21 protein-coding genes are annotated in these 24,947 nt (G+C 44.0%); 11 read left to right on the forward strand and 10 right to left on the reverse strand.

Translation table 11 applies throughout. The features are described 5' to 3' along the window. Positions 1-121: 121 nt before the first annotated feature. From LT679_RS08460 to gltX, 3 genes are all read right to left on the reverse strand, one after another. Positions 122-1,639 (reverse strand): GH3 auxin-responsive promoter family protein, encoded by a 1,518-nt coding sequence (locus LT679_RS08460; protein WP_232177017.1) that lies wholly within the window; start codon positions 1,637-1,639, stop codon positions 122-124. A gap of 16 nt (positions 1,640-1,655) precedes the next feature. Then, positions 1,656-2,396, reverse strand: coding sequence for an LPS export ABC transporter ATP-binding protein (lptB, locus tag LT679_RS08465; RefSeq protein WP_232177018.1), 741 nt, complete (start codon positions 2,394-2,396; stop codon positions 1,656-1,658). A 153-nt stretch (positions 2,397-2,549) separates the two neighbouring features. After that, entirely contained in the window at positions 2,550-4,070 is a 1,521-nt protein-coding gene (gene gltX / locus LT679_RS08470; protein ID WP_232177019.1) for a glutamate--tRNA ligase, read from the reverse strand. A gap of 131 nt (positions 4,071-4,201) precedes the next feature. On the opposite strand from gltX, the gene LT679_RS08475 reads away from it, so the two are divergent. After that, on the forward strand, positions 4,202-5,398 hold the full coding sequence (locus LT679_RS08475; RefSeq protein ID WP_232177020.1) for a sensor histidine kinase: 1,197 nt from the start codon (positions 4,202-4,204) through the stop codon (positions 5,396-5,398). Next, positions 5,388-5,906: a DinB family protein gene (locus LT679_RS08480; protein ID WP_232177021.1), complete on the forward strand. Its 519-nt coding sequence runs from the start codon at positions 5,388-5,390 to the stop codon at positions 5,904-5,906. Before LT679_RS08475 ends, LT679_RS08480 begins: the two co-directional genes overlap by 11 nt. Here LT679_RS08480 and LT679_RS08485 read toward each other — a convergent pair. Both LT679_RS08485 and LT679_RS08490 read right to left on the reverse strand, forming a co-directional pair. Continuing rightward, the gene (locus LT679_RS08485; protein ID WP_232177022.1) at positions 5,903-6,586 is read right to left on the reverse strand and encodes a hypothetical protein; all 684 of its coding nucleotides are present in this window, start codon (positions 6,584-6,586) and stop codon (positions 5,903-5,905) included. The genes LT679_RS08480 and LT679_RS08485 overlap by 4 nt on opposite strands. A 120-nt stretch (positions 6,587-6,706) precedes the next feature. Beyond that, positions 6,707-7,051 (reverse strand): DUF6249 domain-containing protein, encoded by a 345-nt coding sequence (locus tag LT679_RS08490; RefSeq protein WP_232177023.1) that lies wholly within the window; start codon positions 7,049-7,051, stop codon positions 6,707-6,709. Positions 7,052-7,336: 285 nt separating this feature from the next. Here LT679_RS08490 and LT679_RS08495 point away from each other — a divergent pair, with 285 nt between their 5' ends. The 5 genes from LT679_RS08495 (at position 7,337) to LT679_RS08515 (ending at position 10,926) form a co-directional block, all read left to right on the forward strand. After that, on the forward strand, positions 7,337-7,918 hold the full coding sequence (locus LT679_RS08495; RefSeq protein ID WP_232177024.1) for an RNA polymerase sigma factor: 582 nt from the start codon (positions 7,337-7,339) through the stop codon (positions 7,916-7,918). Beyond that, positions 7,915-8,418, forward strand: coding sequence for a hypothetical protein (locus LT679_RS08500; RefSeq protein ID WP_232177025.1), 504 nt, complete (start codon positions 7,915-7,917; stop codon positions 8,416-8,418). The genes LT679_RS08495 and LT679_RS08500 overlap by 4 nt, the downstream gene beginning before the upstream one ends. Positions 8,419-8,743: 325 nt before the next feature. Continuing rightward, on the forward strand, positions 8,744-9,598 hold the full coding sequence (locus tag LT679_RS08505; RefSeq protein ID WP_232177026.1) for a DUF2911 domain-containing protein: 855 nt from the start codon (positions 8,744-8,746) through the stop codon (positions 9,596-9,598). 116 nt (positions 9,599-9,714) lie between these two features. After that, the gene (locus LT679_RS08510; protein WP_232177027.1) at positions 9,715-10,260 is read left to right on the forward strand and encodes a peroxiredoxin; all 546 of its coding nucleotides are present in this window, start codon (positions 9,715-9,717) and stop codon (positions 10,258-10,260) included. Positions 10,261-10,341: 81 nt separating this feature from the next. Then, positions 10,342-10,926, forward strand: a complete 585-nt coding sequence (locus LT679_RS08515) for a carboxymuconolactone decarboxylase family protein (protein ID WP_232177028.1) — start codon at positions 10,342-10,344, stop codon at positions 10,924-10,926. A gap of 262 nt (positions 10,927-11,188) precedes the next feature. Here the strand turns inward: LT679_RS08515 and LT679_RS08520 are convergent, their stop codons facing one another. The 4 genes from LT679_RS08520 to LT679_RS08535 are packed head-to-tail and all read right to left on the reverse strand — an operon-like array spanning position 11,189 to position 15,796. After that, positions 11,189-12,730, reverse strand: coding sequence for a DHA2 family efflux MFS transporter permease subunit (locus LT679_RS08520; RefSeq protein ID WP_232177029.1), 1,542 nt, complete (start codon positions 12,728-12,730; stop codon positions 11,189-11,191). Positions 12,731-12,736: 6 nt separating this feature from the next. Further along, positions 12,737-13,789, reverse strand: coding sequence for an HlyD family secretion protein (locus LT679_RS08525; protein ID WP_232177030.1), 1,053 nt, complete (start codon positions 13,787-13,789; stop codon positions 12,737-12,739). 19 nt (positions 13,790-13,808) lie between these two features. Beyond that, positions 13,809-15,167: a TolC family protein gene (locus tag LT679_RS08530; protein WP_232177031.1), complete on the reverse strand. Its 1,359-nt coding sequence runs from the start codon at positions 15,165-15,167 to the stop codon at positions 13,809-13,811. Continuing rightward, positions 15,164-15,796 carry a TetR/AcrR family transcriptional regulator gene (locus LT679_RS08535; RefSeq protein ID WP_232177032.1) on the reverse strand — a complete coding sequence of 211 codons (633 nt, stop codon included), beginning with the start codon at positions 15,794-15,796 and terminating at the stop codon, positions 15,164-15,166. The genes LT679_RS08530 and LT679_RS08535 overlap by 4 nt, the downstream gene beginning before the upstream one ends. 191 nt (positions 15,797-15,987) lie before the next feature. On the opposite strand from LT679_RS08535, the gene LT679_RS08540 reads away from it, so the two are divergent. The 4 genes from LT679_RS08540 (at position 15,988) to LT679_RS08555 (ending at position 23,153) form a co-directional block, all read left to right on the forward strand. Beyond that, positions 15,988-18,477: a PIG-L family deacetylase gene (locus LT679_RS08540; protein WP_232177033.1), complete on the forward strand. Its 2,490-nt coding sequence runs from the start codon at positions 15,988-15,990 to the stop codon at positions 18,475-18,477. A gap of 145 nt (positions 18,478-18,622) precedes the next feature. Continuing rightward, a complete protein-coding gene (locus LT679_RS08545) occupies positions 18,623-21,028 on the forward strand; it encodes an ABC transporter permease (RefSeq protein ID WP_232177034.1) in 2,406 nt (801 codons plus the stop codon). A gap of 109 nt (positions 21,029-21,137) precedes the next feature. Continuing rightward, positions 21,138-21,344: a hypothetical protein gene (locus LT679_RS08550; RefSeq protein ID WP_232177035.1), complete on the forward strand. Its 207-nt coding sequence runs from the start codon at positions 21,138-21,140 to the stop codon at positions 21,342-21,344. 111 nt (positions 21,345-21,455) lie between these two features. Then, positions 21,456-23,153, forward strand: a complete 1,698-nt coding sequence (locus LT679_RS08555; protein ID WP_232177036.1) for a sodium:solute symporter — start codon at positions 21,456-21,458, stop codon at positions 23,151-23,153. 55 nt (positions 23,154-23,208) lie between these two features. On the opposite strand, the gene LT679_RS08560 is transcribed toward LT679_RS08555, so the two are convergent. Beyond that, entirely contained in the window at positions 23,209-24,894 is a 1,686-nt protein-coding gene (locus LT679_RS08560) for a sodium:solute symporter family transporter (protein WP_232177037.1), read from the reverse strand. Positions 24,895-24,947 lie beyond the last annotated feature (53 nt).

Raw genomic sequence — 24,947 nt, forward strand, 5'->3', positions numbered from 1 at the left:
GTCATTCAACGAAGGAGAAATATGCCCACATTTACAAAAAGACGGCAAATTCTTCTCGCACCTCGTTCGAAATAACATTTAATTTAAAGGTTTTCCCCTCTGGAAGAATTTAGGAAAGGTGTCACGCCAATTCCAGCATCCGTAAAATAGCATCAACGTATTCACGGTCATTAGCCAGGCGGGGTACTTTGTTTTGGCCGCCAAGCTTGCCACGCTCTTTAAGCCAGTTAAAGAAGGTACCTTCGGCCACTCGGCGTACTATCGGGCGGCGCAGAGCCATGTCCTTAAAGCGCTTGGCGTCATAATCGGAGTTGATCTGCCGCAGGGTTTCGTCTAATATATCTACAAAGCGTTCAAACTCAGCAGGAGCTTTAACAAACTCAATCAGCCACTCGTGCGCGCCGCATTGCCTGCCATCAAAATAAACCGGCGCTGCAGTATAATCACGAATAATGGCACCGGTGTTTTTGCAAGCCTCCTCAAGCGCGCGTTCAGCATTGTCAATAATCACTTCCTCGCCGAAGGTATTAATGTAATGCTTGGTACGCCCTGATATTTGTATGCGATAAGGCGACAGGCTGGTGAATTTTACGGTATCCCCTATCATATAGCGCCATAACCCTGCATTGGTCGTGATAATCAGCGCATAGTTCTTACCCAATTCCACCTCGTCAAGTGTGAGGGTTTTCGGGTCGTCGTCATGCATGTGCTCAACGGGCAAAAACTCATAAAAAATACCGTAGTCCAGCATCAGCAGCATATCGCCATGCTGTACCTGATCCTGTATACCAAAATAACCTTCAGAAGCATTATAGCTTTCCAGGTAATACATTTTATCCGTAGGAATCAGCTTTTTAAACTGCTCTCGATAAGGGGTAAAGCTAACACCGCCGTGGAAACAAAATTCCAGGTTAGGCCAAATCTCCAGCATGTTATCCTTACCGGTAAGTTCGAGGATGCGATTAAACAGCACGATATTCCAGGTAGGTACGCCGCCGATACCGGTAACGTTTACATCGAGCGTGGTTTTGGCTATTTTTTCTATCTTTTCTTCAAAGTTATCCAGTAGCGCAATGTCCAGATCAGGTGTGCGGCCAAACTCTGCCCAAAAAGGCAGATTTTTCATGATAACCGCCGAAAGATCACCAAAAGATGTCTCGGGGCTAAACTGGCTTACCTGCTGGCTACCACCGATGGTGAGTGATTTACCACTGAAAAGCTTAGCATCGGGCCGGTTATTATAATATATAGTTAATGCATCCTTACCACCTTTAAAGTGGCATTCTTCCAAAGCTTCCTCACTTACGGGGATGAACTTGCTCCTGTCGCTGGTGGTACCCGATGATTTTGCAAACCACCGCACTTCCGACTGCCATAAAACATTCTGCTCACCCTTGAGCATACGCTCTATGTATGGCTTCAGGCTGTCGTAAGTTTGTATGGGTACGCGCTCGCGGTAATCGTTAAGGTTTTCAATGGATTTGTAATGGTGCTTTTTACCCCACTCGGTATTTTCAGCGCCCATTATCAGGCTCTCAAACCACTCTTCCTGTACTTCATTGGGATACTTCATAAAAAGCTCTATCTGGTGGATACGCTTTTTCATGAACCAGGATATAACAGAATTAAAAATGGACATAGGTGTCTATCTTTGGTTAAATAGCAAAACTCTTGCGCTTAAGCACAAAGTTCGCACCAAGATACACTTTTCTTACCATTTCATTTTCTGCCAATACTTCGGGCACGCCCGACTCTAATATTTTTCCTTCAAACAGCAAATAGGCCCTGTCTGTAATTGACAACGTTTCCTGCACGTTGTGGTCAGTAATCAGGATACCGATATTGCGGTGTTTCAGTTTATATACCATCGCCTGAATTTCTTCAACCGCTATAGGGTCAACGCCGGCAAAGGGCTCATCAAGCAAAATAAAATTAGGTTCCGCAGCCAGCGCGCGGGCAATTTCGGTACGGCGGCGTTCACCACCGGATAGCAGGTCGCCACGGTTTTTGCGCACTTTGTGTAAGCTGAACTCGTCAATCAATTCTTCCAGCTTATCGCGTTGCTGTTCCTTGGTCGTTTTACCCATTTCGAGCACGGCCTTGATGTTGTCCTCTACAGAAAGCTTACGAAAAACCGATGCTTCCTGCGCCAGGTAGCCTATGCCTTTTTGCGCACGGCGATACATCGGGTCGCCGGTTATTTCCTGATCGTCAAGGATAATACGGCCTTCGTTAGGCTTTATCAACCCCACTATCATATAAAAAGATGTGGTTTTACCGGCACCATTTGGCCCCAGTAACCCCACAATCTCGCCCTGCGCTACATTGAACGATACATCATTAACAACTGTGCGCTGCTTGTATTTCTTAATTAAATGCTCTGCCTGCAGGATCATAATGGAATGAAGCTCTAAATTCTAAACGCTAAAATCTAAATTCTAACGACTTTATACAAATGCTAATACCTAACTCTAAACAAGATTAATTTATTGCAATTTGTTTTATTGATGCTTTTCCCAACCCTCCCCTCCGGGGAGGGTTGGGAGGGGTTACGCCGTAAACGCATCCAAAGCTTTCTCTATCCTTACCACCGTTTCATCCCTACCCAGCATCTCAGCTATATCAAAAACATGCGGACCAAACTTACCGCCAACCAGCATAATGCGGAAAGGCAGCATCACATCACCTATCTTAAAACCTTTTTCAGTAGTGAATTCTTTGAATTCCGTTTCCAGGTCGGCGGCCTGCCATGTACTGGAAGCAATATATTTAGCTTTTAATTCGTTAAAAAAGTCTGTTTTAGCCTCAGTCCATTTTGGTTTAACCGCATTGAGATCATACTCCTTGGGTTGTTCAAAAAAGTAAGCACCTTGAGCATAAAAGTCGGTTAATAGTACACAACGATCTTTAACCAGCTCTATTACTTTCAGCAATTTGGCATCATCACTAATAGTAATTCCTTTAGCGGCAAACACCTGCATTACGTATGGCTTTAATTGTTCAGCAGTCAACTTTTTAATCCACTCGGCGTTGAACCACTTGGCTTTCTCAAAATCGAATTTAGCGCCGCCTTTGCTTACTCGCTCCATGCTGAATTTTTCAACCAGTTCATCCAGCGAGAACACTTCCTGATCGGTGCCATCATTCCAGCCAAGCATAACCAGCAGGTTAATGAAAGCCTCAGGCAAAAAGCCCAGCTCACGGAAACCCGGTGTTAACTCCCCTGATTTGGGGTCAGTCCAGTTCATGGCATATACCGGGAAGCCTAAACGCGCGCCATCACGCTTGCTTAGCTTGCCGTTGCCATCGGGTTTTAATATTAATGGCAAATGCGCCCATTGCGGCATACTATCTTTCCAGCCCAGGTACTCCCATAGTAACAGGTGTACCGGTGCCGATGGTAGCCACTCCTCGCCGCGCAGGGCATGGGTTATTTTCATCAGGTAGTCGTCAACCACTACAGCCAGGTGGTATGTTGGCATACCGTCGGCTTTCAGCAATACCTTATCATCAACCTGGTTGGTTTCAAAACTTACGTAGCCGCGTATCATATCTTTAAAGCTGATGCTGTCATCCTCGGGCATTTTTATGCGGATAACGTGCGGCGTACCATCATGTAATAACTTCTCTACCTCATGTAAAGGTAAAGTAAGCGAGTTACGCATATCATAACGGTGACCATGGCCATATTGAAAGTTGGGTACATCCTCACGCTTTTTAGTCAGTTCTTCAGGCGTATCAAAGGCATAGTAAGCATGGCCTTCGGCCACCAGCTTTTCGGCGTACTCACGGTACAGCGGCTTGCGCTCGCTTTGGCGGTATGGCGCATACGGACCGCCTACTACCGGGCTTTCATCAGGGGTAAGGCCGCACCATTGCAGGCAATCCATTATATATTGCTCCGCGCCTTCAACATAGCGTGTTTGGTCGGTATCCTCGATACGTAAAACAAATTCGCCGCCGTGTTTTTTGGCGAACAAATAATTGAACAATACGGTACGTACACCGCCTAAATGCAAACCGCCCGTTGGGCTGGGCGCGAATCTTACTCTTACTTTATTGTCAGCCATGATGCCGCAAAGATAATTTTAATGCGCGATTAAGCGAACAGTTGGCGCATAGCCACGTTTAATATGGCTATAGGCTGATACAATACGCCCTTTTACGTTTCAACCCAATTGTGTACTTTGTGCACCTTAATATGAATCCGTACCAACAAAAACGCCGCTGGAAATACCTGTTACTTGCCTTTGCCGTGGTGATAGCCAGCGGATCATTATTATATACCAACTACCTGGTTAAAAACATTGCCCAAAGCGAGCGTACACGCGCGCAGGTATGGGCTTTAAGCATGCGTCAGATTTTTTTGAGTGACGATAATGATTTTTTGAACTACGTTTTTGCCGTGCGCGACAGCCTTACCGTACCTGCCCTTGTGGTTGACGATAAAGGCGAATTTAAATACAAGAAGGGGCTGGACAGCACCAAGACCTTCATCAAGCTCGAAGCTGAAGAAAATAAAAACATCCAGTACGATACGGCATACTTCAGGCAGGAACTTAATTATATGAAGGAGCAGCACGACCCCATCAGGCTCGAGGTGTTTGGTTCACAATGGCTGGTTTATTACAAGGATTCCGCCTTACTTACACAGCTCAAATTCTTTCCATACATACAGCTGTCGGTTATTGCTATATTCCTACTTACGGCGTACACGGCATTCAGCTCGTCGCGAAAGTCGGAACAGAATCAGGTTTGGGTAGGTTTGGCCAAGGAGACGGCACACCAGCTGGGCACACCGATATCATCCCTCATGGCTTGGATTGAGCTGATCAAAGATAAATTTAATGCCGAAGAGGATCCGCTGATAGCCGAAATGGAAAACGATGTTAAACGACTGGAGATTGTGGCAGACAGGTTCTCGAAGATCGGCTCCCGCCCAATACTGGAACAACATGTGGTTTTCGATGTTGTAAAGGATTTTATGGATTACTTCCGCGTGCGGGTGAGTGATCGTATCACCTTTAAGATGAATGGCAATACCGAAGTAAAGGCCGGCCTCAACATCCCGTTGTTTGACTGGGTGCTGGAAAACCTGTTAAAGAACGCAGTAAACGCCATTGCCGAAAAAGGAACGATCAGCATTGAGATCAGCGAAAGCAAAAAGCAGGTGTTCATTGATGTTACCGACACCGGCAAGGGCATTCCCCGCTCAAAGTTCGATACCGTTTTTCAGCCCGGATACACTACGCGTAAACGTGGCTGGGGTCTGGGCCTATCGCTGACCAAACGGATGGTAGAGAACTATCATAACGGGCATATTTATGTAAAAGATTCGGAAGTGGGCAAAGGCACTACCTTCAGGATAGTTTTAAAAGCCATAAAAAATGATCAGTAAACCACAGCCCGAAGAGTATGCGCCGCAACCGGGCGGATATATCAATCTTATTAGGGACAATGAGAATGTTTTAGATATACTCGAAGCTCAAAAAGACATCGTTTATCAACTGTTTTATAACCTTGATAACGATAAAGCCATGTTTGCTTATGCCGACGGAAAATGGACGTTAAAACAAGTGCTTGGCCACATGATTGATACTGAAAGGGTATTTGGCTTTAGGGCGTTTTGTTTTGCAAGAGGCCAGCGCGAACTGCCAGGCTTTGAGCAGGATGAGTATGTAGAAAATGCTGACTTTAACGCACGCAACATTCAGGAATTGGCTGAGGAATTTATAGCTGTGCGAAATGCCAACCTTTTTTTCTTCCGCTCAATTACTGGTAAACAGCAAACCAGGCGTGGTATTGCGAGCGGGAACCTGATAACAGTACGTGCCCTGGTTTATGCAACAGCAGGGCACGTAAGGTATCATTTAAATTTGCTCAATGAGCGGTATAGTATCGGTTAGTTATACCAACGGGTACGGCGTTGAGTATTTGGATCGTTGTTAAATTTTGCCACCATAATAAAATCAGCATCGAGGTTTTTACCGTTATAATTTGCTGGTATCCAGCTCAATAACTGCTCGCTATTGTCATCCAGTTTAATTACCTGCTTCTCATAATCGCCTTTTTCAGTTTTGTAACCTACGGTATAACGTGCGTTACCATCTGCACCCACGCGGGCGTCAATAACCACGTCTAATTCACCGCCCGGCGCATTTGTTATCTGGGGCATTCTGCTTAACAGCAAAGCAGCAAGATAATCAGTTGAGCAAAGCGGCAAAGGGGCTGAAGCATTCTTCTTTTCTTCGTCGCTGCCTTTTAATATTTTAACCTCAACATTGTCAAGCTGCTTTTTATCATAGTACAGCATTTTTTTGGTATCGTAATTATAACGGAGCGATAGTTTTTTTTGATTATCAAAAAAATACCAGGTGCCCGCACGAGAATTGTTTTTGTAATACCCCTGCACTATGGCGCCATCATCCTTTGTGTTGCGCACCGCGTATAATCCGTCTTTGGTTTTGCCATCATCGGCAACAGCGTAAACAGCTTGCGTATTTTCAGTTATTTGGTGCTTTTTTTCCTTTTGAGCAAAGGCAGTGCAAGCACTGAGTAATAGGGCCGATAAGATTAGATTTTTCATTGATTTTTAAATTAGCATATAAAGTTAACAAACAGCTTAATTAAAAAACAACTAAAAGTTTAATTAATAAAAGCGGCACACACGGATTTGCCAGGTGCACCGCTTAAAATATCGCGGGGATTACTCTTTATCCAACACTTCTTTTTTCTCCATACGGTATGATTGAAACAAGCCTAAACCGCCAAAAAGGAATATCAAACCGAAATATATCGCTACGTTTTCATCCTCGTCTCCGGTTAAAACGGTGCGGGTTAATATATTTGCTAAAAATAAACCCAAACCGGCGCCGATAAACAGCAAGCCCCATTTTAAGTTTTGATAAGGCGCTGATTGTGGTTTGATGTGCGGGTTCATGCCGCGCTCAATCATAGCCATACGTTCGCGGTTGCGGAAATAGTAAATACCAAAAATTAAAGCAAACAATCCCAGTGTAATTAAAATCGGGATTAAAATTCTTCCGTCCATAACTAAGTTTTTATAAAGTTGATAATATTTTGTTTATTAATCACACCGTAATGGTGCATTTGCAAACTATGACCACATCGTTTTAAAACAGGTTACAGGGGTTTAAAAAAAAATTAAATCTTATATTCTGAAAACATGAATCGTAATCATAATTAGCCCTCGCTTAATTAGCATATATACATATATGCTGTCAACAGTAGTTGTGCTATTTATTGACCGCTATATATTAAATTTAAAAAAGCTGTAACCTGGCTTTGTAAACCAGCGTCAGAGTAGTTGTTATACATGCAACACAAGCCAACCGATATTGAACTTATACAACAAAGCCTTGCTGGTGATCAGGCCGCTTACGCTGAACTGATCAGGCGGCATCAACGCTTTGTGTTTACCCTTGCCCTGCGCTTTGCAAAAAACCGTGAAGACGCAGAGGAAATTGCGCAGGATTGCTTTGTTAAAGCTTACCGCAACCTGCAGAGTTTCCAGGGACAATCAAAGTTTAGTACCTGGCTTTATAGCATTGTGTATACCACAGCCATGACGCATTTGCGTAAAAAAAGGATAGCGACCGACTCAATTGATGATGAGGATACCTTTATCCAGATAGAGCAAAAACCGTCAGGCTATGACAGTAATAATGCGGAGAACCGGTCGCGCTCGTTTTATTTGAACATGGCCATTGAGCAGCTTTTACCTGACGATGCCGCAGTTATAACTTTATTTTATAAAGGCGAGCAATCATTAGAAGAAATTGCCTTAGCTTTAAATATGGAAGCTAACGCAGTGAAGGTTAAACTATTCAGGGCGAGGCAGCGTTTAAAAGAAAAGCTGGAGCGCCTGCTAAAGCACGAAGCAAAGGAGTTGATATGAACAGTATGGATGAAAAACTTTGGAACTATATTGATGGCACCTGCACACCGCAAGAGCATGAGGCTATCAACCGCCTCATTGAGCAGGACGAAGTTTATCGGCATAAGTATAATGAGCTTTTGGCACTGAATGCTGAGTTTAGTAATAATATTGAGCTGGATGAACCACCAATGGCCTTCACATTTAACGTGATGGAACAAATACGCGCGGAGCAGGCTTTAAAACCATTAAAGGCCACTATTGACCAGCGGGTGATAAAAGGAATTGCCGCATTCTTCATATTAACTATTTCGGCGATTATGCTTTATGTGCTATTCAGTGTTAATTGGAGCGCAGGCGGTATCGACTGGAAAATGCCTGAATTCAAAATTCCTCAAATACAAATTTCAGGCTTGCTAAACAGCGGAGTTATGAAGGCATTTTTATTTTTTGACGCCATACTCTGCTTGTACCTATTTGATTACTTTTTGCGCCGTAAACGCACGGCAAAAACCGCATAAGGTGGCACAACTGTACAAAAATGCTGACACATTGTGCAAAGCAATACACACTGGGGTATCCATTACAAAAAAATAAAGCGCACTAACAAGCAAAATCGCTTATAATAATTTTGGTACAGTAATTGTTATAACATATACGAACTGGTAAACTTACCGGTTTAATTGTGATAAGGTTTAGGTTGAAAGTCCCCCGGAGCAAGTCTGGGGGGCTTTTTATTTTTAAATGGACAGCGTTCTAATTAAACCTTCATCTACTTTTCATTTCTAATACATACCTTAGTTGGCAACTTTACGTTAATCACAAAGTATTTATTAACTCACCACCATGAAATTTATATCAGCTTGTATAGCTACGTTTGTATTAATTACGTGTTTTAACATCAGTTTAAAAGCCCAACAGCAACCCCGCATACCCGAAGCAAGTTCTACCCAAACCATTATTCAGGATTTTGGCCTTGGTAAAATTACGCTCACCTACTCCCGCCCTAATGTTAAGGATCGTAAAATTTTTGGTGGCATACAGCCTTATGGCCAGGTGTGGCGCACGGGCGCTAACTGGGCTACAACTATTAATTTTACTGAAGACGTATTGGTTGAAGGCAATAAGGTGCCAGCTGGTACCTATTCACTGTTTACCATCCCCGGTGAGAAGGAATGGACCGTTATCTTAAACAAAACTGTTAAACAATGGGGCGCCTATGATTATAAGCAGGAAGATGACCTGGTGCGCTTTAAAGTACCGATGATCGCACTGAAAGAAAAACGCGAAACCTTTACCGTAGCATTTGCCAATGTAAATACTAAAAACGCCGACCTTTATTTATTGTGGGATTATACAGCCATAGCTATCAAACTGCAAACTAATGATAACGCCCAGATTCTTGCCAACATTGATCAGTTGATGAAAAGTGCTAAGAAGCCTTACTTCAATGCTATACAATATTATTACGAGAACGATCAGGATTTGAACAAGGCGCTTAAATGGGTTTATGAAGCCCAGAAAGCAGAGCCAAAAGCACCCTGGTTTAAACTTTGGGAAGCACGTATATTACTAAAACAAGGCAAAAAAGATGCTGCTATTAAAGCCGCAAAACAAGGCATTGCTTACGCAGAGAGTGCGAATGATGATGAATATGTAAGGCTAAATCAGGGTGTTTTAGATCAGGCAACTAAACAATAAACATCATTTATTTAATTACTCTAAGGCCATAAAGAAAATCTATATCCTATAAATTTTTGATATTTTGATTAGGGTGCTAATAAGGCTACATTTGCATCAAAATAAAAACATCAAATATGATAACCATAGGACAGAAATTCCCTACATTTTCTAAAACAGCGGTAGTTAGCCTTGAAAAAGGTAAAGAGTTTGAAACCATAACTTCTGACTTCCTTGTTAATGATGATAACGTATGGACCGTGATCTTCTGGTGGCCAAAAGACTTTACTTTTGTTTGCCCTACCGAGATTGCTGAGTTCAACAAAAACTACGGCGAATTCCGTGACCGCGAAACCCGTTTGATCGGTGCTTCAACTGACTCTGAGTTTGTTCACCTGGCTTGGAGAAACAATCACGATGATCTGCGTGATCTGAAATTCCCGATGCTGGCCGATACTTCAAAATCATTAGCTGAAGACCTGGGTATTTTAGAGCCTAACGAAAAAATAGCTTACCGCGCTACTTTCATCATTGACCCTACCGGTATTGTACGTTGGGTTTGCGTTAACGACCTAAGCGTAGGCCGTAACGTAAAAGAAGTACTGCGTGTACTTGACGGTTTACAAACTGACGAGCTTTGCCCTTGCAACTGGGAAAAAGGTCAGGAAACCCTTACAGCGTAACACACTGACACTACATATCGTCCCCGCACTATCGTTAGGAATAATGCGGGGATTTTTTTGACCCTATAAATTCATTATACCATGAGCGAAAGCACCGAAATAATCAACGAATTATTGCAGACAGTAGGCCTGGATGCAGATTACCGTACCGAAAGCCTTACCTTACTTGAAAAGGGCGAATCACGCTACCTGCGCGATTTTAAACTTAACTTTACCAGCACACTAACCAGCGAGCATTTAAGCGCTAAAGAGTGCGGCTTGGTAGGCTTGAGCATTGCTGCGAATAATAACAACACGCCACTTATAAAATACTACACCCAATACAGCGAGCAACAAGGCGCTACGGCTGCCGAAATTGCCGAGGCTATTGGCTGTGCGTCATTACTTGCCTCAAACAACGTATTTTACCGTTTCAGGCACTTTACGCAAAAGGAAAAATACACCCAGATACCCGCACGCATACGCATGCAGCTGATGATGAAACCTGTAACTGGTAAAGAATTTTTTGAGTTGTTGAGCCTTGCCGTATCAGCAGTAAACGGTTGCGAAATGTGTGTTAACGCGCACGAGGATTCATTAATAAAACTCGGCACTACCGAAGAGCGTATCTTTGACGCCGTACGTATTGCTTCATTAGTTACGGCAACTGGTAAAATTATTTTCTAAGCTTTTAAGCTAAAGTTAATCAAACAAAATGCCGCGAATTTTAGGTTCGCGGCATTTTTATTTTACAAAGCCCGATGTGCATAAAATAAATTTGTGTTTCAGGCAAAAAAAACTAATTTTATGGCAAGATTAAACTAACCTCGGTTTCATTATATACTTGCGACTGTGCTGCTGGGGTGAAATTAATTTAATTGTTAATTTTTTGGGGAAGCCGTTCCGTATTCAAGTACAGGAACGGCTTTTGTTTTTTAATTCAACTTGTTTAGTGCGCATCCGTTGCAGCCTTCAGCTTTTTAAACGGCTGTAAGTATAGCAACGGTATGGAGAACAGCATGATCAAACCGGATATCCAGTAAGCGTCATCATAAGTTAGCAACATAGTTTGCCTTATAACGGTGCCTTCAATAGCCCTGTAGGCCATCTCGGTAGCATCAAGCATTGATTTTCCCTTAGCCATAAAGCCTTGAGTAAGCATTTGCAAACGCTCGTTAAACTGTGGGTTATACTGATTAACATTTTCAAGCAGTGTACTGCGGTGAAAACCTTGCCTGATGTGTATAATAGTAGTCAGCGCTGCAATACCAAATGAACCACCTAACTGGCGCATCATATTGTTCAAACCTGAACCCTGGCCAATTTCCGGGCCTTTAAGGTCGGCCATGGCAAGTGTGGTAAGCGGTACGAATAATAAAGCCATACCCACACCACGTATCAGCAAAGGTATCATTACATCTTTTTCGCCGGTAGCAAGGGTAGAGTTGCTAAGCATCCAGGTAAATACAAAGAACAGGAACATGCCCGCGGTGGCCATAAATTGTGCAGGCACCCCTTTATTAAGCATTTTACCTATAAACGGCATCATCACAATGGTACACAAACCTCCGGGGAATAACAGCTCACCCGTCTGCTGCGCATTAAATCCCAGTAAATTCTGGCAAAATACCGGGAATACGAATACCGACCCATATAAACCGAACCCTAAGATAAAGGATGTGAACATCCCCACGGCAAAACTTCGATGCCGCATAATGTTAAAGTTCACCACCGGGTGATCGGTACTTAATTCGCGCCATACAAATAGTATCGCGCCTAATATGGCGGTTACGGTCAGCACGGTTATATAGCTTGTAGCAAACCAATCCTCGCTCTCTCCTTTCTCCAATATAGTTTGCAGGCTGCCTACTGAAATAGCGAGTAACAAAATTCCCCACCAGTCAACCGGCTTACCAATAACTTTTGGCGTCTCCTTAATGTAAGTGATAGTAAGAAAGGCGGCCAATGCACCTACCGGAATATTTACATAAAATATCCACGGCCATGAATAGTTCTCGGTAATCCAACCGCCTATTGTAGGACCTACAGTTGGGCCTACTACCGCGCCTAAGCCAAAAAGGGCAGTTGCGGTACCAATCTGCTCGCGCGGCCAGGTTTCAAGCAGTATGGCCTGGGCTGTTGATATCAAGCCACCACCGGCAATACCCTGCAGTATACGGAAGAGTACCAATTCCTCAAGCGTAGTGGCATTACCGCATAAAAAAGAGGCAATGGTAAATACAATGATCGATGTTAAAAAGTAATTTTTTCGGCCAAACCTGTCGCCCAGCCAGCCCGACATGGGCAGCACAATTACGTTGGCCACCGCATAGCCGGTTACTACCCAGGCTATATCCTCGAGCGTAGCACCCAGGTTACCCTGTATGTGCGGGATAGCCACATTCACAATCGTGGTATCTATCAGCTCAAGCAGCGAGGCCATAATTACCGTAATGGTAATTATCCATTTTTTAAAGCCTGTTTCAGCCATGGTTTATTATTTTATGTTAACCGAAGCGTTCACGCTCATGCCAGGGCGCAGTTTGGCTAATTGTTCAGGAGTTGCGTTAATTTTGATTTTTACAGGTACGCGTTGCACTACTTTCACAAAGTTACCGGTAGCGTTATCCGGCGGCAGCAATGAGAATTTAGCACCTGTTGCTGGTGAAAAATTATACACAGTACCTTCCAGTTCCATATCCGGGTAAGCATCAACCTCAATGTTTACTTTTTGACCGTTGCGGATCTCGTTCAACTGGGTTTCTTTAAAGTTAGCGGTAACATACAAGCTGTTATCATTAACAATAGCGAATAGGGTTTGACCGGGCTGAACCAGCTGGCCTACCTGTACATTCTTTTTAGCAGCAGTACCGCTTGCAGGTGATTTTATTTGCGCGTAGCTTAATTGGAGCTTAGCATAATCAATATCAACCTGGCGCTGGTCAACACCGCTGCTGGTAACCTTTAACTGGTTACGGGTAGTACCTACCTGTTGCGATGCGGCTTTGTATTGCTCCTGAGCCGCACGATAAGACGCACGGGCAACTTCAAGGTCTGATTTCGCCTGATCAAATTGTTGTTGTGTTACTGATCCGTCTTTTACCAGGTTGGCATAACGCTGGTAATCCTTTTGCACCTTCTCCAACCTTGCAGCGGCTGATGTTACTTCGGCCTTAGCACTGGCTGAGTTTGCAGCAGTTGAATAAATTTGTGATTCGCTTACGCCGATGCCTGCGCTTGCCCCCTTTTGAGCTGCTTGCGCTTGCTCTAAACGCACCTTAAGGTCACGGTCGTCTATTTTAACCAGCAGCTGGCCTTTGTTAACGTGGGTATTTTCCTCAAATAAAATACTGTCAACATATCCGCCAACGCGGGCCACAACCGGGCTTATGTCGGCATCAATCTGCGCGTCGTCGGTGTCCTCATGCGCGCTGAAGTAGATATATTCTTTGATACCGAAGATGATACCGCCAAGCAGTACAATGCCTAATATAATAGGTACTACTTTCGATTTCTTTTTAGGTTCCTGAGTGTCTGTATTCTGTTCCATTTTCTTGGGTGGTGTTATATTATTTGTTTAGTGTTCCGGTTGATTTTAATAGCGTGTAGTAAGCCAGGCCTGCATCCGCTTTGGCCAGCTCCAGGTTAATTTGTGCCTGATAAAGCAAGGTTTGCGCGTCGGCACGGTCAACAGCCGAAGCAATGTTGCTGCGGTATTTTGATTGCAGGATTTTGTTGTTTTCGCCCGCCTGAGCGATGGATGTTTGCAGCAGCTTAATTTTCGATAGCGCTGCTATGTAGCCTTGGTAGCTTTGGTTAACCTCATTTTTGATACGGTCAATTTCAATACCTTTATTAATGTCAACCTGCGTACGTTGAATTTTGGCTTCGGCTACTTTATGCTTGTTGGTCCACAGCGCACCAAAATTCCAGGAAGCAGTTAGCCCTACAGATATTGGCGTAATGTAATTGCCTGACTTTGGTAGCGGGTTAGCTGCCGCATCAACATAATAGGCGCTTGCCGCTGCATTAAGGTTTGGCAATAAGTTACCTTTTATACTACCTATGTTTTTATCTGCTACCTGTGCCTGCAAATCTGCTTGTTTTAATTCCGGGCGATTGGTGATAGCTGTGTCAATATAACTGGCCAGCATATTCACCGCGCGCTGGGTAGTATCTATCTGGTCTATTTTAATCTCGGTAGTTTCAGGCAGGCCTAACAAAATATCGAGGTTATAATTAACAATCTTACGGTTGTTTTCCAGGTCGATACCGTTCAGCTCGATGTTTGAGCGTTGCAGTTGAAATTGCAATACATCATTCTTAGTAACCAAACCTTGTTCAAAAAAGCGTTGCGACTGTTTAATTTGCTGATCAACAGTGGCTAAGTTTTGATCCACCACTTTTTTACTTTGTAATACCTTGTACAGGTTATAGTAGGAGTTGATGATGTTGTAAACAATCTGATCCTTATCATTTACTTCATCTAAGCGGGCTATCTGGCTTAATAACTCTGTAGATTCACGGGCGTATTTCAGCTTATTGCCCGAAAATATAGTTTGATTAAGCGAAGCGATGCCCAACCATGCATCGGCATGTTTTGGCAGCGATAGGCTTTCCTCGCCAAATTGCAGGCGGTTGGCCGGTATTTGCGCGCGGTTATAACCAAAACTAACGTTACCGGTAGGCAATGACCGATCTTTGGCCTGGTTGTATTGCTCAACCGCCTGATCGATTTTTGATTTTGATAATTTTAATTGTTTACTGTTGGCTACGCCAAGGTCTATAGCCTCATTGAGGGTTAGCACCTTTTCCTGCGCGTTGGCTGCTGTTGATATAAGCATGGCCAGCAGTGCCGCGAAGATGGCATAAACAAAGAGCTGCCGGTGTAAAAAGTGCGGGTTGGTGGTGTTGTTATGTGTTGTCATTTTATGAGTAAGTAGGCATTAAGTAGTTGTTTGAGGTATTTTTTTATGCGAGGCTTAAGTTCATTTTCCATGTACTCGGCATCGTTAACATCGTGCTTAAGCAATTTTGATGCTACATGCGGACTGTTGGTGATATAATTTTTTGTGCCGAATATGGTGGCGATAGCCAGCTCGATATCCGTACCCTGATGGAAGAGGCCGGTAGATATGCCCTCTTCAAAAATGCGCTTGAACTCGTTTACATTGTTCATGATAATATCGCTCAGCTTATAGGTAAGCTCGCCACGGCGGCCCAGCCACATCTCACGGTTCATCAGCCTTGAAAAGCAGCTATTTATCACTACCTTATCAATAAAGCTATCAATACATTTTTCCAGCTTGTCCAGCGCGTTCATGCTCTCATCGTTCCCTATGTTATTGATTAGGGTACGAAAGTGCTCTATCTTACGCTCGAACACGGCCAGGAACAAGCCTTCCTTCGATCCGAAATAATAGTTAAGCATGGCCATATTAACACCTGCTTCACCGGAGATCATCCGGGTAGAAGCGGCATCATACCCTACGTCAGCGAAAACCCTTTCGGCTACGTCGAGTATATGATCTTTCTTATCTGTCTTTTCCTTTTCCATTTTGATGATACAAAATTAATCAAGCGATTGATTAAACAGTGTAATCAAATTGTAAACTATTATTAAATAGTTGAAAATCAATGTTATAAATTTAATCAATCGATTAATTAACTAAAATTTGACATCAATTTTAACATGATTGTTATGCTTATCAATATAAAAGCTGTACATCTTTCTATATTTTTACCGCCATGAAGAGAATTCTTTTATCTGCCTCATTACTATTATTATCCATATATAGCTATTCACAATCGTCGCCGGCTACTGACGTTGCCAGCATTGAGCAAAACCTGCAGGGCCTGAATACGCTGGGCAGCGTACTATACGTTGCTGCTCACCCTGATGACGAGAACACCCGCCTTTTAGCCTGGCTTGCGCGCGAAAAGCATTACCGTACCGGCTACCTTTCGCTTACACGTGGCGATGGCGGCCAGAACCTGATCGGAACTGAGCAGGGCGAATTACTCGGTCTGGTCCGCACGCAGGAACTGCTGGCGGCACGCCGTTATGATGGCGCCGAACAATTTTTTACCCGCGCTAACGATTTCGGCTTTTCAAAAACGCCTGAAGAGACATTGAAGATTTGGGACAAGGAAAAGGTATTGGGTGATGTAGTTTGGGTGATCCGCAAATTCAGGCCTGATGTGATGATATGCCGCTTCCCGACCACAGGCGAGGGCGGGCACGGGCACCATACTACCTCCGCAATACTGGCGCAGGAAGCATTCGCAGCTGCTGCCGACCCTAAGCGTTTTCCGGAACAGTTGAAATACGTACAGGTGTGGCAAGCCAAACGCCTGCTTTGGAACACATTCAACTTCGGTAACACCAACACCATTAACTCAAATCAGTTTAAGGTAGATGTAGGCGCCTATAATGTATTTATGGGTAAAAGCTATGGTGAAATTGCCGCTCAAAGCCGCTCAAACCATAAATCGCAGGGTTTTGGTGCAGCCAGCCAGCGTGGCGAGTCGTTTGAATATTTTAAGACTATTGCAGGCGAAGCGCCAAAACGCACATTACTTGACGGTGTTGATACCACCTGGGCGCGCGTAAAAGCGCCGGCAGAAATAAATACAGCCATAGTGGGCATACAAAAAGGCTTTAACCCGGTACATCCGGAAGCGTCGGTAAATGCTTTGGTTGACTTGCTCAGCAAGGTTGAAGGTATTAGCGATGTATATTGGCGTAACGAGAAAATAAAGCAGGTAAAGCAACTGATAGCTGCCTGCTCGGGCCTTTGGTTTGAAAGCTATGCTACCGACCCAACCTTCGCCGTGGGAGACAGTATGGGCGTTATCAACCAATTCATCATCCGCAACCCGGTACAGGTAACATCAGTAGCTATTGATAATGGGCGTATGCGCAGCGTGAGCACCGGCATACGCACGCCCAATTTGCCTGTTAACGAGCTACGCACCGTAGCATTTGACGCGGTAAAGAACCGTATTCCATTTAAATCAACATCGCAGCCTTACTGGCTCGGGGCAGATCATGGCATCGGCTTGTATACCTTACCCAACGATACACTTGCGGGTAATCCTGAAAACCCGACCGCCCCATCCGTTAGCTTTGAGTTCACTATTAATAATAAAAAAATCAGGTATGATTCACCGGTTATCTATAAATACACTGACCCGGTGCGCGGCGAGGTTTATCAGCCGGTTGAGGTTGTGCCGCCGGTTACCGCGAATATTGAAAATCCCGTCTACCTGTTTAGCGGGCAGCAACCCCAACAGGTGCGTCTCAAACTAAAAAACTTTACGCCGGACGGTGAGGGTTCCATAAGCATCAAACCTGTTACGGGCTGGACCATCAGCCCGGAGAAATTTGATTTTGTAGATAAAAAAGTTAACGATGAGTGGACGGTAACATTCACCATAACGCCAACCAGTGCCGATCCTGTGGTAAGCAAGCTACAGGCCGTGGTTAATACCGAAGGTAAAGAGTGGTCGTTAGGCTTACACCGCATAAAATATGAGCACATACCCAACATTACGTTATTCCCTAAAGCTGAAGCCCGACTGGTTAATCTGGATATAAAAACAGCGGGCAAAAATATTGGCTACCTGCCCGGTGCCGGTGATAAAATACCCGAAGCGTTAAAGCAACTGGGCTACGATGTGCATATTTTAAGCGAGGATGATGTAATGAATACCGATCTGGCTGTGTATGACGCCATCATCACCGGCGTGCGCTCATTCAACGTAAACCCGCGCCTGGTATTTGAGCAGCCCCGCCTGCTCGATTATGTAAAAAATGGCGGCAACCTGGTGGTACAATACAATACCGCAGGCCGTATGGTTACGGACAGCATTGGCCCTTACCCTTTTGATGTGGTAAACCAACGCGTTACCGAAGAGGACGCCAAGATTACGATTACCGACCAAGCCAGTCCGTTACTAAATTACCCTAATAAAATAACCACGGCCGACTTTGACGGCTGGATACAGGAGCGCGGTTTATATTTTGCTGCAGGTATTGATAAGCGTTACAGCACGCCAATATCAATGAATGACACCAAAATGTCGCCTAACAAAGGTTCACTCCTTAGTGCTGATTATGGCAAGGGCAGGTTTGTATATACTTCGCTATCATTCTTCAGGGAGTTACCTGCAGGCGTACCGGGTGCGTACAGGTTGTTTATCAACCTGTTAAGTAAACCACCGGCAGCGCAGTAGGTGTATCAAAACCGCACATTTATTGTATCAGATACGAACGACGCAAAAGCGCAACGCACAATTAAAATATTGTAAATCAACAATATAATCAAAAGGCACGCCATGTGCAGTTTTAAAATAGCTCACAAAATCAATCATCCTTACCATGATAAAAAGCTATTTTAAAACTGCCTGGCGCAACCTCTGGAAAAGCAAGTTCTTTTCGGCTATAAACATCATTGGCTTATCAATTGGCATGGCAGCGTGTATCGTTATCATGCTTTTTGTTTTTTATGAAAAGAGCTTTGATAGCTTTCATACCAAAAACATTTACCGTTTAAGCGAGGTACAGGCGCCTCCGGGTATGGCGGCATCTCAAAAAGTGGCGCTCTCCATGGCGCCCATGGGGCAAAGTTTAAAAAACGACTATCCCGAGGTAAAAAACTTTACGAGGGTTAGAAAGATTGAAAAATATCAGCTTACCAATCAATCAAAAAAGCTGTTTATTCAGCAGGGCCTGATGGTTGATTCTACTTTTTTAGAGATGTTCAACTTTCCGCTGGTTAAGGGAGATATTCACACCGCTTTGCAAAAACCAAACAGTGTGTTGCTTACGCAGCAAACTGCTGAAAAGCTTTTCGGAGATGAAGATCCGATAGGCAAAACCATAACCCATTACGGAACTGACACTACAAGCTATGCCGTAACCGGAGTTTTGGCTGATGTACCGCAAAACTCGCACTTACAATTTGAAGGGCTTTTTACTTTAAGTACCATGTACCAGCGCTGGCAACAGCGATTTAATAGTTGGGGTGGTAACTGGTTAACTACCTATGTTGAACTTACTCCCGGTGCGAGCATTGCCAATCTGCAAAGCAAAATGCCGGCCTTCCTTAAAAAATATCTGAGCGAAAGCGGAAACTGGAAATATTATGAGCTTTTTTACACCCCCTTAAAAGACGTACATGCAGGTACAACCGATGTGGGGCTTGACCATATTAACTATCAAAAGTTCGATGGCAAATCAACTAACCTGTTCGGCCTTATAGCTATTGTGGTGCTGGTTATAGCCTGCGTTAATTTCATGAATCTTACTACCGCCCGCTCGGCGGAGCGTTCAAAGGAAGTAGGCATCCGCAAGTCTATAGGTGCGCAGCGCAACCAGCTTGCTGCGCAGTTTTTGGGCGAAACCGTGATGCTGGCTTTGCTGGCATTGGTGCTTGCCCTTATTATGGCCAAGCTTGCCCTGCCATTTATCAATCAGCTTAGCCAGCGCAATCTGGAATTATCGTTGTTTACTAATCCGGCCTTGTTATTATCAATAACCGGATTGGCCATTTTAGTAGGATTATTGTCAGGATTATACCCGGCCTTATTTCTTTCCTCTTTTCAACCGGTTAAGGTGCTCAAGGGTGTTATAATCTCAACAGGCCAAAGCAAAGCCGGACTACGCAATGCCTTGGTGGTAGGGCAGTTTTGCAGCGCGGTATTTTTAATGATCGCTACTATTTTTGTGGTGAAACAATTGCGTTATATGCAGCAGCGCGATCCGGGTTTTAACCGTGCGCAGATGGTAACCATCCCGCTTGATAATAAAACAGACGAAAAATATGACTTTCTGAAACAGGAGCTTTCCGGCAACACAGCCATTGCAGGCGTAACCGCCGCGCAGGATGTGCTGGGTAGCCACCTCGATCAGTCGGGCGTGCAATTTGTGCCGAACAACGGCCCGCGGCGTGACCTGGCTACCACACGGCTGATTGTCGATAACAACTTCCTGAGCCTTTATAACATTAAACTGGTTGCCGGGAAAAACTTTACTACCGCCGGCAATGGCAGGGAGTATATCATTAACGAGGCACTGGCTAAAGAACTGTTAAAAGATACACCAAAGGCCAAAATGAGCACGCTGCTGGGCCAACAATTCGGTTTTGACTCGCTGGGTGTAATTACCGGCATCGCTAAAGATTTCAATTTTAATTCGATGCACCACAAGATCGAGACGATGTTTATGTTCAATGTTAAGGAGTGGGGCTACAGCCAGATGTCGGTTAAGATCAATCCCGGTAAAACCGCCGAAGCACTTACTTTGATCAAGACTAAATGGGCAAAACTCTTCCCCGATCAGCCTTTTGAGTATCAATTTGTAGATGAACATTTTAGAGAAGTTTACCGTGCCGACACGCAGGTAAGCCAGGTAGTAAGCATATTAACCGGGCTGGCCATCTTTATATCCTGCCTTGGGTTGCTTGGCCTCGCCTCCTACTCTGCCGAAAAGCGCATTAAAGAAATTGGTGTGCGCAAAGTGCTTGGCGCATCGGTTCAAAATATTGTATTGCTATTATCAGCGCACTTCCTTAAACTGGTGCTTTTAGCCAACCTGATAGCATGGCCGTTAGCTTGGTACACTATGCATAACTGGCTCGATAATTTTGCATTCCGCATCAATATCGAATGGTATGTATTTGCTGTAGTGGCGTTGTTGTCGGTTATTATAGCGCTGTTTACCATCAGCTTCCAGTCGATAAAAGCGGCTATTGCCAACCCCATAAAAAGTTTACGTACCGAGTAGGTGTAAAACATTGTAAGCTATTGCGGGTTAAACGCATAGTAATACTTAATTAATGTTGCCAATGAAAATATAATCAATATTTTTGCGGGTAAAGAAACGGAGATTTATTATGTCACATCATCACCACTCACATAAACAAGAAGAGGAAGCAAAAAAATACGACTACATTTATTACGTAGTAGCACTGATCAGCGGCATGTTTGTTGGCGCTATTGTTGACAGGGGCTTGATCTACATACCAGTAGGTGGTGTTTTCGGCTTGTTAACTGCTGCCTTATTTATAAAATTCCTGGTAAGGGGTCGTGAAAACGTCTGATAATAACGGACTACCCTCATTTATACGTAACTGGAACCAGTTTTACATCTTGGTAGGTGTTTGGCTGGTTCTTCTTATTTCTGTATTTTGGCTCACCACCAAAATATTTGAATGACGCTTACCGACTGGATAGTACTTGCCGTTACCCTGCTTGCCATTATTGGTTATGGCCTATGGAAAAGTGGCAGTAATAAAAATACCGACCAGTTTTTAGTAGGCAGCCGCTCGCTGCCCTGGTATACGGTAGGCCTCTCGGTTATGGCTACGCAGGCCAGCGCTATCACCTTTCTTTCAGCTCCCGGGCAGGCTTATAGCGATGGGATGCGCTTTGTGCAATTCTACTTCGGGCTGCCGCTGGCCATGATTGTGCTATGCATCACCTTTGTACCCATATTTCACCGGTTAAAAGTTTATACCGCTTACGAGTATCTGGAGCAACGTTTTGACCTGAAAACGCGGGTGCTCACCTCATTCCTTTTCCTGGTGCAGCGCGGGCTTTCAACAGGTATCACCATATATGCGCCATCCATTATCCTGTCAACCATTTTACATATCGATACCACCTACACCACCTTGGCCATAGGTGGACTGGTAATTTTCTATACCGTTTATGGCGGAACCAAAGCGGTATCATACACCCAAATGCTGCAAATGAGCATTATATTTTTAGGGATGTTTTTTGCCGGAGTAATGGTAGTAAAACTACTGCCTGAAAATGTGGGCTTTGTTGACGCGCTGAAACTAAGCGGCAAACTTGGCCGCATGAACGTGATCGACTGGAAGTTTGATCCGGACAACAGCTACAACGTTTGGAGCGGACTCATCGGCGGTTTCTTTCTGCAGCTCTCCTATTTCGGTACCGATCAAAGCCAGGTAGGCAGGTATTTAACCGGCAGCTCGGTAGCGCAAAGCCGCCTGGGGTTAATTATGAACGGACTGATTAAAATACCTATGCAGTTTTTGATACTACTGATAGGTGTGCTGGTTTTCGCGTTCTACCAGTTTAACAAGCCACCGGTATTTTTTAATAGTTACGAGGTTGACCAGATAAAAAACAGTGCTTATGCTCCGCAATATAAAGCTATTGAGCAAAAGCATACGCAAGTATTTGAACAGCGCAAAGCAGCGGCTCAAAACCTTGTATCTGCTTTTGAAAGTGATGATGCCGCCAAAGTATCCGCAGCAAAAACCGAACTAAAAAAAGCCGATACTCAGGCACTTCAACTACGCAAGCAAGCCGTTGCGTTGATGAAGGAGAACAATACCAAAGCCGATACTAACGATACCAACTATGTTTTTTTGAGCTTTGTTACCCGATACCTGCCGCATGGATTAATAGGGCTGCTAATTGCCATTGTGTTTTTGGCCTCGATGGGCTCAACCGCCAGCGCGCTAAATTCTCTGGCATCAACCAGCGTGGTTGATATTTATAAGCGGGTGATCAATCCTGCTGCCAGCGACCGCAATTATTTAAATGCATCTCGTTTAGCAACCGTAATCTGGGGGGTGGCCAGTATTGTCATGGCACTATATGCAAGCAAACTGGGTAACTTACTGGAGGCTGTAAACCAGCTGGGCTCCTACCTGTACGGCACCATATTAGGCGTGTTTGTAGTCGCCTTCTATTTAAAGCATATTAAAGGCCCGGCGGTGTTTTGGGCGGCAATTATTACCGAAATCATCATCTGCGTGATGGGTTATTACCAGGTGGTAGCCTATTTATGGCTGAATGCTATAGGGTGTATAGCGGTGGTTGTTATTGCAAGCCTATTTCACATGTTTAACAAACCGCTCGTTCCTTTAAAATAAAATAAGCGCCTGCATTGCTAATGCAGGCGCTTATTTTATTTCATAATTTACTTTACTACCAGAAAATACTGTACAAGGCTACCAGTATACCGCCAATCAGCAATGCACCGGCCGTAAATGCCCTTGAAGTACGGAACATCGATGATTCGATTTCTAACCCGTTAGTCTTAATACCTTTGGATGCATCAATTTTGGAGATGATGTACATACCGATGATACAGATCAGGAACACAAAACCCATACGGTCAAGGAAAGGGATTTCATAAATGCCTGCGCCATTATCTTTAGCAAAACCGTAAGGCGCCATAAATGAAAGATCTGTCCATTGCGGTAAAAACTTAAATATCACTGAAAATACAAAGCCCCCGATGGTAGAGAATAAAGCCGCGTTAGACGTAGCTTTTTTCCAGAAAAAACCGAGGATGAACATGGCAAAGATACCCGGAGATACAAAGCCGGTGTATTCCTGTATGTACTGGAAGCCCTGCTTGCCTTCACCCATCAACGCATCGCCAATAAGGAGTGATAATATCACACCTAACACCATTGATACTACTACCGACCATTTACCTAATGATACCAGTTGCTTATCTGTAGCATCAGGCTTGATGGCTTTTTTGTAAATATCCAGCGTAAAAATGGTAGCGATACTATTTGCCTTGCCCGCTAATGAGGCCACAATGGCCGCGGTTAATGCAGCAAATGAAAGACCTTTCAATCCCGAAGGCAACAAGTTCAATAACGATGGATACGCTTTGTTTACATCAACTACTCCCTTAGCGCTCAGCATCTCCTGCTGGAACATACCTTTTTGATACAGGTAGTAAGCCGCAATACCCGGCAATACCACAATAACCGGCATTAACAGCTTTAGGAAAGCCGCGAATAGCAAACCGCCGCGTGCAGTGTTTAGGTTAGCCCCCAGCGCGCGTTGCGTGATGTATTGGTTACAGCCCCAATAGTTAAGGTTCACAATCCACATACCGCCGATCAATACAGAAAGGCCCGGCAAATCCATATAGTTTGAGTTTTCCTTATTAAATATCATGTGAAAGTGATCGTTCACTTCAGTATGTAAAACGCTTAAACCGCCCATTATGCCGGCAGAGCCTGATATTGCGTTAATTTGCCCGATAGCCAGGTAAGTAGCCACTAAACCACCTAAAATCAATACAAACACTTGTATAACGTCGGTATAACCAATTACCTTCATACCACCCAGGGTGATGATAATAGAGAATACCGCCAGCAAACCAATACAAAGCTCGAGATTTAAGCCAGAAATACCGCTTACCGCAAGCGCACCTAAGTAAAGGATGGACATCAGGTTTACTACAATGTACAGCAACAGCCAAAACACAGCCATAATCATGGCTACCGTACCGTTATACCGCTGATGCAAAAACTGCGGCATAGTAAATATTTTATTACGCAGGTAAACCGGGATAAAGAATATAGCCACAATAACAAGCGTTGCGGCTGCCATCCACTCGTAAGTTGAAATAGCTAAACCCATTTTAAAGCCCGAACCACTCATACCGATAAACTGCTCGGCCGAAATATTAGAAGCGATCAACGAAGCGCCAATTGCCCACCATGTAAGTGATCCTTCGGCCAAAAAGTAGTCTTTTGAAGTCGCATCAGCGTTATGCTTGCGCTTGTATACCCAAAATCCGTATAACGATACGATAATCAGGTACACAAAAAACACGGTGTAGTCACCGGTAGAAAGTGTTTTCATTATTTGTTTTTAGGTTTAATATGTCTGTTTGACAATTATAGTTTTTAATTGTT

This window comes from Mucilaginibacter roseus (assembly GCF_021215455.1).
GTDB classification, from domain to species: Bacteria; Bacteroidota; Bacteroidia; order Sphingobacteriales; family Sphingobacteriaceae; genus Mucilaginibacter; species Mucilaginibacter roseus.